The sequence below is a fragment of the Nitrosospira sp. Nsp11 genome, from assembly GCF_900142705.1.
GTDB lineage: Bacteria > Pseudomonadota > Gammaproteobacteria > Burkholderiales > Nitrosomonadaceae > Nitrosospira.
The window spans coordinates 22887-36229 of the sequence record NZ_FRBV01000012.1 but is presented as its reverse complement, the minus strand read 5'-3'; the positions used below and the strand labels follow the sequence as shown (position 1 = coordinate 36229).

Annotated in this window: 9 protein-coding genes; 5 read left to right on the top strand and 4 right to left on the bottom strand. The window is 50.8% G+C overall.

Translation table 11 applies throughout. The annotated features are described in order from the left end of the window. The first annotated feature begins 683 nt into the window (after positions 1-683). The 4 genes from BUA28_RS12015 (at position 684) to BUA28_RS12000 (ending at position 2542) form a co-directional block, all read left to right on the top strand. Complete coding sequence (locus BUA28_RS12015) at positions 684-1256, top strand: RNA polymerase sigma factor (RefSeq protein ID WP_072768362.1); 573 nt, start codon at positions 684-686, stop codon at positions 1254-1256. Further along, positions 1253-1621, top strand: coding sequence for a DUF3619 family protein (locus BUA28_RS12010; RefSeq protein WP_072768361.1), 369 nt, complete (start codon positions 1253-1255; stop codon positions 1619-1621). Before BUA28_RS12015 ends, BUA28_RS12010 begins: the two co-directional genes overlap by 4 nt. Continuing rightward, positions 1603-1989 carry a DUF3106 domain-containing protein gene (locus BUA28_RS12005; RefSeq protein ID WP_072768360.1) on the top strand — a complete coding sequence of 129 codons (387 nt, stop codon included), beginning with the start codon at positions 1603-1605 and terminating at the stop codon, positions 1987-1989. The genes BUA28_RS12010 and BUA28_RS12005 overlap by 19 nt, the downstream gene beginning before the upstream one ends. Before the next feature lie 73 nt (positions 1990-2062). Then, a complete protein-coding gene (locus tag BUA28_RS12000) occupies positions 2063-2542 on the top strand; it encodes an RDD family protein (protein ID WP_371915218.1) in 480 nt (159 codons plus the stop codon). 121 nt (positions 2543-2663) lie between these two features. On the opposite strand, the gene tldD is transcribed toward BUA28_RS12000, so the two are convergent. From tldD to BUA28_RS11980, 4 genes are all read right to left on the bottom strand, one after another. Further along, entirely contained in the window at positions 2664-4124 is a 1461-nt protein-coding gene (gene tldD / locus BUA28_RS11995; RefSeq protein ID WP_072768359.1) for a metalloprotease TldD, read from the bottom strand. Positions 4125-4158: 34 nt separating this feature from the next. Next, complete coding sequence (locus BUA28_RS11990; RefSeq protein WP_072768358.1) at positions 4159-5022, bottom strand: carbon-nitrogen hydrolase family protein; 864 nt, start codon at positions 5020-5022, stop codon at positions 4159-4161. 472 nt (positions 5023-5494) lie between these two features. Then, positions 5495-6115 (bottom strand): GNAT family N-acetyltransferase, encoded by a 621-nt coding sequence (locus BUA28_RS11985; protein WP_072768357.1) that lies wholly within the window; start codon positions 6113-6115, stop codon positions 5495-5497. Positions 6116-6388: 273 nt separating this feature from the next. After that, a complete protein-coding gene (locus tag BUA28_RS11980) occupies positions 6389-10222 on the bottom strand; it encodes a YhdP family protein (RefSeq protein WP_256598313.1) in 3834 nt (1277 codons plus the stop codon). 219 nt (positions 10223-10441) lie between these two features. Between BUA28_RS11980 and glnE the strand changes: the two genes are divergently transcribed. Beyond that, complete coding sequence (gene glnE, locus BUA28_RS11975; protein WP_072768356.1) at positions 10442-13231, top strand: bifunctional [glutamate--ammonia ligase]-adenylyl-L-tyrosine phosphorylase/[glutamate--ammonia-ligase] adenylyltransferase; 2790 nt, start codon at positions 10442-10444, stop codon at positions 13229-13231. The last annotated feature ends 112 nt before the right edge of the window (positions 13232-13343 follow it).

Below are 13343 nucleotides of genomic sequence, written 5' to 3'. Positions count from 1 at the left end.
CATAATTCGTGATTGGGGCAGAAAATTACAGATACAACGATAGCGAGCTTTTCTTACCAGTAAGCCCGGCTCGGACCGAACTTTCAGAATTTGAGCTTCAAAAATATCGAGCATCAGTAATGTAAATCTAATTAAGAATCAGTCGCAATCCGTATTTGAAATTTTACCACTAAACGTGAATACCTACGTATAGATATTATGGAGGGTAATACAGAGATTTTTAGGTGCAGAGGCCTGCGCGAAGTTGTCTATCAGATTGAAACAAGCCCATGATAGGCGTGAAATATGATTATCGCAATGCGACATATTGTCGCATGAGTGCAAACCTTAAACCCGACGAATCTCGACCTTAGCACTTTCGAAACCCCAAGTGGAACACAATACTGGGGTCGCAGTTGACAGCGCGCTCCAGAATCTTTGGTGGTGCTTTGCGTGCAACTGCTCCAACACGCAACTATGGCGCATCCTCGCGCTGGTGCGCCGTAGATAAATGAGCTGTACCTACTGGGACTGGCCAAGCCAGCCTGATAATATGTTACTTTTCTAAAGGTCCGCCGTATCATAAGCTTATGAAGCTGACTTTGTGAGAGGTAAACTGTTTCGGCAAACCAAAAAAATTTGCTAATATTGCGGCGGGGCATGAGATCATCTCCCGCTTTTTCATTTTCCAATAGGCAACCCTCCTGGCTACTCAACAGGAACTTTCCGGTTTTCTAGCTGAAATCGAACGGCGCGCGTATAAACAGGCATTGTTCGCGGTAAGAGACGAACATGTGGCGCTGGATGTTGTTCAGGATTCGATGACGAAACTGGTTGAAAAGTATCCCTCCAAATCATTGGAAGAATTGCCTCTCCTGTTTCAGCGTATTCTGCAAAATACCATAAGGGATTTTTACCGGCGGCAAAAGACCCGCTCCTTGTGGACTACCCTGTTTTCATCATTTATTCCCCGCAATCAGGAAAAGGAAAATGAAGATTACGATCCGCTGGAAACTTTACAGCTGGATGGGCCCTCCAATTTTGGTGATCCACATGAGCAATTAGAGCAATCGCAACTTCTTAATTTACTGGAAAAAGCGATTGAAACCCTTCCAGCACGTCAACGGCAGGCTTTTCTTCTGCGTTACTGGGAAGAGATGGATGTCGCAGAAGCGGCAGCGGTCATGGGTTGTTCTGAAGGAAGCGTGAAAACTCACTGCTCGCGTGCAACTCATCGTCTTGCTGCATTGCTGGAAAAAAATGGAATCGAGCTATGAACGAACACGAAGTAGGTAAGAAGATAACGAAGTTATTGGATCTCGGCCTTGATGATATCAAGCAGAGTACGCTAAACCAACTCCAATCTGCACGCAGAGCTTCCCTCGAAAATTACCATACGGCCGAGTCAGTGTCTAATGTCGGACAAGGTGCCTCAGCGCGGAATGGGAATGAATGGCAGGTCAAGACGGGAAAGTTGCTATCGATTATTGCGCTGTTGTTTACCCTGGCGGGTATTCTCTACTGGCAGACCCTGCAGCAAGGCGACGAAAACGAGGAAATCGACATTCTGGTACTTGTCGACGATTTGCCGATAAATGCTTATCTAGACGACGGGTTTGATGCATGGCTAGATCAGCACTAGTAGTGTTCTGCTTATGTTTTTCACTTTCCGCCGACGCCTTGGCCGCCGAGCCCTCTTGGGAGAAATTGAAACCGCAGCAAAGAGAAGTCCTGGCTCCGCTTGCGCAGGAGTGGAACAATATGGACTCCGCAAAAAAAAAGAAGTGGCTAGGCATTGCCCAGCGATACTCGGGCATGACGCCTGCCGAGCAGCATCGCGCTCAGTTGCAGATGCGCGACTGGTTTTCGCTCACCCCTGAGCAGCGCGAGCTGGTCCGGGAGAAATATAAAACCATTAAAAAACTGCCACCGGAGAAGCGTCATGAGATAAAGCGAAAATGGCGCGAATACGAGCAGACGTCCGAAGATCACAGGGGAAATAGCAAATGAACGCGCTAGTTCCAGATATTTCCGACGCTCTATCAGAGCAAGAACAGCATCCAAAAAATAACAAGAACGTCCTGTGAGTGAGTTTTCCGAAGCGATAAAAATCTCCGCCCCGGGACTGGGGCGACGACTGCTGAGCATGCTTTACGAATTTCTCATATTGATTGCTGTTCTGTTTATTGCCAGCTTTATTTTTCATCTGGTGTTCCGGGATACCAGTTCCCTATTTTTTCGGCCTGGGCTTCAGCTTTATCTTCTGGTAATTGCGGGCATGTATTTCACCTGGTTTTGGACCCATGGCGGACAAACGCTGCCCATGCAAACCTGGAAGCTTCGGGTGGTTAGCGCCAGCGGGGATCGGGTTTATCTGAAACAGGCCCTCGCGCGCTATTTATTTGCAGTGATCGGTGTTTTTTTCTTTGGCGGCGGAATAGTTTGGGCATTATTCGATCGCGACCGCCAATTTCTGCATGACAGGTTGGCCGGTACCAGAATCATGAGAATTGAGGATAAGTCGGAGGGGATTTCGGATAAGAGCAGCACAGCCGGGCCGTAACTATTTACGCCCCGCTAAAGATTATCGGTTCTTGTGCAGGTTTCGGCTTCAGGGAGTGTCTGATTATCGAAGTTCGCGGCGTTAACGGAGATACTCCAGCTTGTTTGCGTATTTGTAGCCTCTAACCGGTTCCGCCTACCGTTAATCCATCTATGCGTAGCGTAGGCTGACCGACGCCCACCGGCACACTTTGGCCCTCTTTACCGCAGGTGCCGACACCGGGATCTAACGACATATCGTTGCCGATCATCGAAACCCGCGTGAGTATATCGGGACCATTGCCTATCAGCGTTGCACCTTTCACCGGATAAGAAATTTTCCCATCCTCGATCATATACGCTTCAGCAGCGGAAAATACGAATTTCCCGCTAGTGATGTCCACTTGGCCGCCTCCAAAATTCACTGCGTATAAACCATGTTTCACCGACGCAATGATCTCTTCAGGACTTTTATCCCCGTTTAGCATATACGTATTAGTCATGCGCGGCATAGGAATATGAGCAAACGATTCGCGTCTGGCATTACCGGTGACCGGGACGTTCATTAGCCGAGCGTTCAAGCTGTCCTGAAGGTAGCCCTTCAGTATGCCGTTTTCGATCAAGACCGTGCACTGCGTGGGATTTCCCTCGTCATCGATATTAAGCGATCCGCGCCGCCGTGCGAGCGTGCCATCATCCACCACGGTAACGCCCGTCGCAGCGACACGTTCGCCGATGCGGCCAGAAAATGCGGAGCTACCCTTGCGATTGAAATCTCCTTCCAGGCCATGGCCAATGGCCTCATGCAACAGTATTCCAGGCCAACCCGCGCCCAATACTACCGTCATGGTTCCAGCCGGCGCAGGTCTTGCATTCAAATTGACGATGGCCTGATGTACGGCTTTCTCGGCATAATCGCGCAACACCTCGTCGGTGAAATACGCATAATCAAAACGTCCGCCCCCTCCGGCGACGCCTTGTTCCCGTTTCCCATTCTCTTCAGCGATGACTTGCACCGAGATCCGCACGAGAGGTCGGACATCAGCTGCCAGCAGGCCGTCGCTCCGCGCCACCAGCACCACTTCATACTCTCCCGCGAGAGACGCCATTACCTGGATAATGCGCTTGTCAACTGCGCGCGCGTAGCCCTCGAGTTTTTCGAGCAACGCCACCTTGTCGGTATCTTTAAGGCTGGCGATAGGGTCCTGCGGCAGATAAAGTTCGCGTCCCTTGCTGCGCCTGACTGCTTGTACCGACTGCCCGACACCGGTACGCGCAATGGCACGGGTAGCTTCGGCAGCCGAAGCGAGAGCAGGCATGCTGATATCGTCGGAATAGGCGAACGCCGTCTTGTCGCCGCTCACGGCGCGCACACCCACTCCCTGATCAATATTAAAGGTGCCTGATTTGACTATGCCTTCTTCCAGAGCCCAGCCTTCGGAACGACTATATTGAAAATACAGGTCCGCATATTCGACATGGTGCGTAAGCATTTGACCAAACACCTTCTGCAGCCCGGCGGTATCTATCTGGTGAGGCGCCAGCAGGCATTGGTTGGCGGTGGCGAATAGATCGCCAGGTTGAATGATGGGTTCTGTGATCATAATATCCAGGGGTCCAAAAAAATCATCGGTAATCTTAACAGTGATGCAAAATACGGTGATTAAGCGCAGGCAAGCTATTGCGCAAACTGGCCTGATATTCGGGGTTAATCTCCGCAATCACTACGCCTGCTCCGCGTGGCAGACGATTGAGTATTACCCCCCAAGGGTCGACGATCATGCTGTCTCCATGCGTTTCCCGCCCATTGATATGATAACCCCCCTGTGCGGGAGCAACCACATACGCGAGATTTTCAATTGCACGGGCACGAATCAATGTTTCCCAATGCGCCTTGCCGGTAGTTGCGGTAAAAGCAGCCGGAGCAAAAATGATATCCACTTGTCCCATGGAACGGTAAAGCTCCGGAAAACGCAGATCGTAACAAATCGAAAGACCGATCCGGCCAAACGGTGTCTTCAGGGCAACGACGCCACAGCCGGCTTCGATGGTTTCTTCCTCAGCATAGCGCTCGTTCCCGAGTTCCAGGCCAAATAGATGTATCTTGTCGTATCGGGCAACCTGCTTTCCTTGGTCATCATACACCAGACAACTATTTCTAACCTTATCCGGCCTCGACGATACCAACGGTATAGAGCCACCCACCAACCAGATACCGAGACGCTTCGCGATATTGCTCAGGAATTCCTGTATCGGTCCGCTATCAACCTGCTCGCGCACCGCTACCTTATCGGCATCTTCCATGCCCATAATGCAGAAATATTCAGGTAGCGCCGCGAGCTTGGCCCCTTGGGCGGCGGCTATTTCCAGTAGCCGGGCGGCCTCTTCCAGGTTGCCGGCTATTTTAGGTCCCGCCGACATCTGAATGGCAGCAATACGGATAGGCCCACTTTTTACTTCTCTGGAGGTATCCGTGTCGCGAACGGCTGAGTTATCGAACATTGTTATGATGTAGATTCCATAGACCGCAACAAGAAAGCTTCAATGCGCCCATATTGAGTTCACCCATACTTGGCGCCCCGGATCAAACTTGGTAGGGCAGGTGAGACAGAGTAACTGAAAACGATATCTTTATAAAGGGCGCGCTTAAAGCGAAACGTAGTGAAATACATTGCCGAAAGTGAACTCGTTGCAATCGAATACGTATTTAGCAGGCTCAAAGGCTTTGTATCAAGGCGGCGGTTCAGGACACAGCACCTTGTAGGAGGGGACGAGATGCGCGGTCCAAACAGGTACAGAGGAGTTCTGGCAGCCCGAGCCGAGTCAACAGTGCACCCTTCCGACGCGGCCGTGCATCTCGCTTGACGAAAGCAAACGTTATGGCTGTTGGAGCATCTGCCGCAACAGATCCATACTGTTTGTCAATTCGAACCCGCCCGCTGGTGAAGGTACTACTGGCAGATTAAGTGCCCTATTAAGGATAGTCAGCGATGGACGATGGACTTTGATCTACTCGTTCTTGAGGGATGACTCTGCCAAGTTCCAACCTGAAGGGCTTATTCCTTCCCCGCAGGAAAATTTCAATTACGGTTGCCACACGATTCCAGCTGGCACTTTTGAACGCTTTTAAAGACGGCGTATTCGATCGCCAGATGCGCGCATATACGTACTTGAACTCTCGACGAGACATATCTCCCGTAGCGAACTGTATGAGACTTTTACCGATGCCCTGCCCGCGCATGTCGGGAAGAACGAATAATTGTACTAACTTCGCTTCTTGATTTGTGAGCGGCCAGAAGTTTCTTTTCTTATAGCGCTCCCCGTACCAGAAAAAACATAGACCGATGATCCGAGAGCCTTCAATACAGGCATATGCGTGAGTATCCTGCCCATGATACCAAGCTTGATCGGCAATTATCCTATCTCGGGCGCTTTCAATTTCCTTTTTTTCGATTGTCTCAAACCTTAATCCGTCTGTTAATAAAGATTTTTCTTCGGCGCAGTTGCGCCTATAGATATGGTAGAAAGAATAATCTCGAAGCAAAAGCCGAGCCAAGCTTTTAAGGTGTTTTGTCTGAACAATATCAGGTTCCAAATAACAGCATCACTTTATTGACTGCAGGTGTTGAGTTTATTGAGCTGCGTAAAGTTTGCCTATTGGACTGAAGTGCATCTTTTGCGAACGGCCCTGCCATCATGGTTCCGGTTCGGGATATTATGGGATTCGGCTGACGCGCTATCCGCAGCGCTCCGTTCATTTGTATTTGATTTGAGGCCCCTGGCGTCGTTACATTGGAGAATCGCCCCAAAAAGCTGATTGGTGTCGTGTTCAATACAAGTCGCTAAACGCCATCTACCCCACCCAATTTTATTGTTCATATTCGCTTGATTCATGTGCTCGCCCGGCCTTTTTGATAACGGTCGGATCGGTCCAGGTACCGGTAATATCATATTCATTGGATGGGGTTGGGTTTTGCATTGCCGTATTTGCAATTGCAGAGGCCACGCCGACCACCGGAGCCGCCAATCCTAATGACGGATTAACTGTGATATGCAGTTTTTGGGTTTCTGCTTCCAGGTTTATTTCACCGTTTATGGCAACCTTTGCTGCGGGTCCTTCTATTTTGAGATCATCGGTGACAGCTATCCCACGGCCGATTTTCACGCCGCCAGAGATATTATCGAAACCGAAACCTTCGCTGAACACATCATGGAAGTCCAATGTGATTCTTCGTGGTAACGATCGCAGGTCGAAAATACCGAACAGTCTGCCAATCCCTGGCTCAAATTTAGGAAATTGCCCTCGCTTGGCATCCACCTTGAAGCTGCCTGAGAGGGTAGGATAATCTACTGATTGAGGGCCGCCAGACCACGACAAGACGCCCTCAAGCTTGCCACTGCCGCGTTTCACGCGATCTGGGTGGCCGAGGCGCGCCAGAAACAGGCCAATATCACTCGCCTCTACTGTAAGATTAGCTCGCATAATGGGTTGTGCGGCGCGATTGTACCAGATGCCGCGCGCCGTTATTGCACTGTCTGAATTGGATATATGCAGTTTCTCGATGCGCCAGTTCCTCTCCTCCTGGCTGGCTACCAGTTCGAGCTGACCCAGTTGTTTCTCGCCAATAAAAAAATTATCTACCGTTACGTCAAGAGCGGGCAAGTCTTTCTCCTGCTGGATCTGTGCTCGTACGGTTGATTTAGATGGGCGGGAATTGGCGGGAATAATCAACCTGTTCAATCGCGCCACTATTTTACCGTTGCTGGATGGGTCCCAGCTGATACCACCATTGATGTGCTCGCTTGTGATGGTGGAATACCATATCCCGTCTTCCCGGTCGGCGTTCAGTGTGACGTCTTTCAAGTGTCTGCCCAGAAAGTCGAGCGCACCAATATGGAAATTGATGCTTGTCAGGCCGAGAGGCGGCCCAGGTTCATTACCGGCGTGCGCCAATATGTTGCGCCATCGGTCCAGATTCAGGGATGGCACCTCGCCACTCGCCGATATACCGTTTTGGGGCAAAACAGCAGGTGCTGTGCCAAAACTTACTATACCCCTCTCTACGTGGTAATTGCCGGCATCGTCCTGGCCGCGTTCGAATTTCGCCATTACCAGATCGCCATAGCTTAAGCTTAGCTCATCGCTATTCGAATCCATGGCTTTCCTTTCGAAACGTAGCAGTGCAGTGTCGGCGGCAGCCTTGGAAAAAGGCTCAGGTAAATCGGAGGTAATGCCGACCAGCGATGATTCGATAGATATATCCGCCAACTTGTTGCGTATATCGACGATGGCCAGCCAATCGGTATCGCCTCGTAAATAGCGTCTCCACAATGGCGCGGCGCGCGCTGACCCCTGCGGAATTTCGCTCATCTTGTTGAGGTTGATCTTGCCAGCGGCGGATAAACGTATGCTACCGTCCGGCATATCCGCGGAGTTTATAACCACCGGTCCACCGAGGAGATGGGCAGTTATATTTTCTGTCTTTATCCCCGAGCCGGTAAAAGCCATTACACCGTTGACGTTATTCAGGTTGGGCAGGCGAGAGCCTGGATCAATCTGATTATCGATAAACTGATAGTTGCCTGATAGCTTGACCGCTTCCGGATGATCCAGCGGAATATCGAGCTTGAGCAGCAGTCTTCCCTCCCCAGTTATGCTGATATTATCGACAAGGCTGCCGTTATCACTACTGCCCATGCTCGATTTAGCGAATTTCAAGAATTGCCGCGTCGAGCCGCTTGCTTGCATTTCGCTTCTTAAGATGGCATCGGATGCAGCCATGTCGGCAATGTTTAAGTTCACCCGGCTTAATTTTGTTCCAAAGATATCAGCTTGAGAAGCGTCAAATTCCATGCGGCTGTTATGAAATTGCAAATTCCCGTACATATTCTCTATGCGGGGCCATCCGGGGATGTGATCCAGCGTTAACCCGGACACCTTTGCCTGTAACCTGAAAATACCGTTTTCACTATGGGCGAAAGGAAACTGGCTCAGGTCTCCCTTGAGATGAAGCCGGGCTTCCAGCGTTCCCGCCTCAACGATCGAATCGTCAAGCCAATCTCGATAATTCACTGCTATCGGCATGTAATGCATCAAATAAGGTGCATCGGCGCGCGCCAGATGGGCTACCAGATCGATTTTTCCCGGGGAGTCAGCTGTAAAACGATAAGTTCCGTAAGCCAACCCCGCAGCATTTTTATTGGAAAAGGCAATGTTGTTGAACCTGAATGCAATGGAATCTTTATTGGCTAAAACATTCCAGCTCGCCTGACCGGTGATGATTTCCAGCGCCAGCGGCGCACGAAATACTTCAGGCAATTCCACGATTACGTTTTGAGAGTTCAGGGTCAGGGCGCCGCCTCGCTCGGTAATGTCAATATTACCGGAAACGCCACTGAACGCGGGCAGCCTTCCGGATTTTCTCATACCCAAATTGGTGAATCCTCCTTTTGCGCTGAAATTGGGAGGCGCTGGCAGTTCACCGCTCCAGTTCACCCTCATATGACGAATTTCTCCGCGGGGCGCTATCTTGCTGAGCTGCTCTCGCAATGGCGCGCTGATTGGCAAGTAGTTCGCTGCATCTTTCAAAACTTCCAGTTCCAGATTGTCGATACTCAATTTCGTGCTATGAGGTTCAGTCACATTAGAAGGTATCGTCTGCAGCGAAAAACTTACCGGCTGTAATATCCACTTTCGTTTGCCACGAGCAGAAGTACTCAATTTGTGCGCGAAAACTTCAGTGCCTCCGCCGTTAATCTTTCGCCATCCGACTCTACCCTGCAAACGGATAAGGTCTAATTCGGGTAAATCGGGCGCCAGTTGTGCTTTGACATTACGTAAGCGCATGTCCGCAGTCAGCTTCTTCATATCAGTCCCATCAATTCCGGCCCACATGCGTAGCGCTCCAACGCCTCGATTTAGCCTGATTTCTTGTGGAAAGGGCAGCCAGACACCCCAAGCGGCAATATCGGCATTATCTATCTGCATGAACAGCCGGCCTTGCCACAGGTCGGAGTTGGCCAGCGATTCGCCGGTAAAATCGCCGCGCATATCCAGCTGTGCGGCAAGCTCGGCAGGCGGCGTGGCACGTATGCCGAAGCGATGACGGTGACCCCTGTTTTCAAGACGCAAGTTGACGAGTAACTCCAGTTCTGGCGCGCCACGCTGGTCATCCTGCCAGAGAATGCTGGCGTTATTGATCCGGACTTGATTCTGATTCAAAAGCCAATCGGAAAAATCGTTTTCACTCCCAGTCAGTTCTTTGCTGAGCGCGAACCCGGCGACATGGATCACACCTTTGGTATCACGGCGCACGATTAGATCGGGCTGTTCGATCTCGATTTCGCGAAAGTACAATTTGCCGTGTAATATTGAGCGCCACGAAAGCGTGCCTGACAGTTGATTCAACAGCAACGTAATGTCGCCCTCTTCATCATGTACTTTTACGGCGCGCAGCATCATATGAGGACGTAGTCCGTCCCAATTTGCGCTGATCTCGCCTATCGTTATGTGCTGCCCGGAAGCATGGCTGATGGCAGAAGCGATATTTTCCCGATATTGCTCGATGTCAGGAAGCAGCCAGTAGCGTAGCAATAGCAGCAGCAAGGAAAAACAGGCTGCAACCACGATCAGCGCCCATGTCAGCAGCCGGGACAGCAAGCCGGACCGTGGAGGAGGGGGAGGCGTTATTGATAAGTTCAATAAATAGATCCGGTTTGTTTGCGTGGGGCGATATGTTCTTCTCTACCCGTGGATGAGCGGGAAGTATGTTTGTACTTGATCTAAGCGATAAGGTGCAAAAGCGTGAAAGAGAGATTAGAGATATCCGCGCCATCTTTGTTCAAGCCTGATGACCTCATAATACCCATGCAGATGGAATAAAGATATTTTGATAATTTATTGTAACTCCGAATCTCGACCATGCATACCGATCGTTCTGCAACTGAAATAATCGAACACATCCTTCCGTTCAGTCGTTACGCATACCGGATACTGGAGAGTGAGCCTGAATTACTGGCTGAGCTCAAGCAAAATTTGCAGTCTCCTTTTCTGCGAGAGGATATGCAAGCATTCGTGAACACGAATGCCAAAGCTGTAAATGACGAGGCATGTCTAAATAAGGTTTTGCGCAGCCTGCGCAAGCGGGTAATGCTGCGGCTGGCAGCACGGGATCTGGGAGGCCTGGCGAGTCTTGCCGAGGTGATGACGAGCATGACCGATTTGGCGGAGCTCACTATTGACTTCGCACTCGAGCGTCAACAGACTTGGCTGGCTGATACCGACCGCTATGGCCAGCCAAGAAATACCGAAAACAAAATTCAGGAAATGCTGGTGATTGCCATGGGAAAGCTGGGCGGTTGCGAGCTCAACGTTTCGTCCGATGTAGACCTGATTTTCGTTTATCCGGAAGACGGCGAAACCAGCGGTCCTAGATCTATATCCAATCATGATTTTTTTGCTCGTCTTGGACGGAAACTGATTGGGAGCCTCAACGATATCACGCCAGACGGTTACGTTTTTCGTGTGGATATGCGATTACGTCCATACGGCGAAAGCGGCCCGCTGGTGATGAGCTTTGCCATGCTTGAAGAATATTTCATCAGCCAAGGTCGCGAGTGGGAGCGCTACGCCTGGATCAAAGGCCGAGCAATAGCGGGCCCGCATGCACAAAGGGCGGTGATTATTGAACAAATAGCACAACCGTTCGTGTTTCGGAAATATCTGGACTTTGGCGCTTACGAATCCATGCGGGATTTACACGCGCAAATACGCCGGGAGGTAAATCGCCGCGAGACGCATGGGGATATCAAGCTCGGACCGGGCGGAATCCGTGAGATCGAGTTCATTGCCCAGTTGTTCCAGCTGATCCGCGGCGGGCGGGACGCCGATTTGCGCATCCGTTCTACACTCGCCACATTAGCGTTGCTGCGTGAAAAACAGCAACTGCCAGATAAAATTGTATTAGAGCTCACGAATGCTTATCACTTTCTGCGCAATCTTGAACATCGCTTACAGTATCTTGATGATCAACAAACGCAGATGTTGCCGGAAACGCATACCGATCAGCCGTTGATAGCGGTTTCCATGGGCTTCTCTTCCTATGGTGAATTTTTGCAGAGACTCGATACCCATCGCTGCAATGTTACCCGGCATTTTGAGGACATATTTGCTGCTCCACGCAAACCGCAAACTCATCACACCTTCGCATGGTTGTGGCCGGAAAGAAACGATGACGGGATCGAAGCCGAGGCCGCCACTACGCAACTGGTTACGATGGGATTTTCCAGTGCGGAAAAAATTGTGCGGCGCTTACAGGAGTTTCATGTAAGCACCCGATATCGCCAATTGCCGCAAGCGAGCAAAAAGCGGGTTGATGCGCTCGTCCCTGCCCTGATCGAAGTGTCTGCCAGGTTCCCCTCGGCAGACACTACACTCGAGCGTTTACTGCAGTTACTGGAAAACGTGAGCCGGCGCGCAGCCTATCTCGCGCTGCTGCTGGAGTATCCCCAGGCCTTGGAGCGGGTAGCCAAACTTGTCAGCATAAGCCAGTGGGCCAGCGAGTACTTGGGCAGGCATCCCATCTTGCTGGATGAATTGCTCAATCCTGCTGATCTTCAGGCCGCGCCGGATTGGTCTCGAGCCAGGGCAAGGTTGATTCAGCAATTAAACAAAACGGGTGGACCCGGAGGCAGTGATATCGAACAGCAAATGGATGTACTGCGGCATTTTCAACATGCTCAGGTATTTCAATTGCTCGCCCAGGACGTAGAAGGATTGCTGCCGCTGGAAACCCTGAGTGATTACCTGACCGATCTGGCAGATTTGATACTGGATGCCGTATTGGGCTTGGCTTGGTCAGGGTTGAGAAGAAAGCACCGGGATAAACCGCCTGCTTTTGGCATCATCGGCTATGGCAAGCTGGGAGGGAAAGAATTGGGCTATGCGTCGGATCTCGACATTATTTTTCTTTATGACGACAACCATCCCGATGCAGCCGAAATATACGCCAGGCTGAGTCAGCGCATCAATTCCTGGCTTACAAGTTACACTTCAGCCGGCCTGTTGTATGAGACCGATTTACGCTTGCGCCCGAACGGCAGCAGCGGTTTGCTGGTAAGTTCGGTCCAGGCTTTTGATCAATACCAGCGAAATCATGCTTGGGTTTGGGAGCATCAGGCATTAACACGGGCGCGGTTCGTAGCGGGAGATGTTCATGTAGGGGAAGCTTTCGAGCATACCCGCAAGGAAGTTCTTCGCCAGCCTCGCGAGCTGGAAAGCCTGAAGCGCGAAGTGTCGGCCATGCGGCAAAAAATGCTTGATGCCCATCCCAATTCCAGCGGGTTGTTCGATGTCAAGCACGACCGCGGTGGGATTATTGATGTTGAATTCATTGTGCAATACCTGATTCTGGGCCATGCCTGCGACCATCCGGAATTGACCAACAACATCGGCAACATCGCGCTGCTGCGGCTGGCTGGAAAACTTGGGCTTATCCAAAGGGAAACTGCGGAGCGAGCGCTCAGCGCCTATCGGGAATTCCGGCGAATTCAACATCGTTTAAGATTGAGCGGGGACTCGGGCCTTGCGGGAATACCATCAACGGAAAGCGAATCGCGAAAGTTTGCACGAGTTGAAGGAGGCTATTTGAAAGACGGGTCTTTGGCTGTATTGCGATTGTGGGATGAAGTATTTGGTACATCCCGTCTTTAGACGATCATCCTTGATCTGTGTTTATCTCTTTGCAAACGCGCTGTTGAATTTCAACGATAACTGCTGATATAGGGTGGAGTGGGTGCATACAGCCAGCGTTTTCATTTTTCAA

Excerpts from the sequence above, each read along its gene's own strand:
- glnE (WP_072768356.1), top strand. The coding sequence starts at position 10,442 with ATGCATACCGATCGTTCTGCAACTGAAATAATCGAACACATCCTTCCG.
- tldD (WP_072768359.1), bottom strand. The coding sequence starts at position 4,124 with ATGATCACAGAACCCATCATTCAACCTGGCGATCTATTCGCCACCGCC.
- BUA28_RS11990 (WP_072768358.1), bottom strand. The coding sequence starts at position 5,022 with ATGTTCGATAACTCAGCCGTTCGCGACACGGATACCTCCAGAGAAGTA.
- BUA28_RS12005 (WP_072768360.1), top strand. The coding sequence starts at position 1,603 with ATGGCTAGATCAGCACTAGTAGTGTTCTGCTTATGTTTTTCACTTTCC.
- BUA28_RS12010 (WP_072768361.1), top strand. The coding sequence starts at position 1,253 with ATGAACGAACACGAAGTAGGTAAGAAGATAACGAAGTTATTGGATCTC.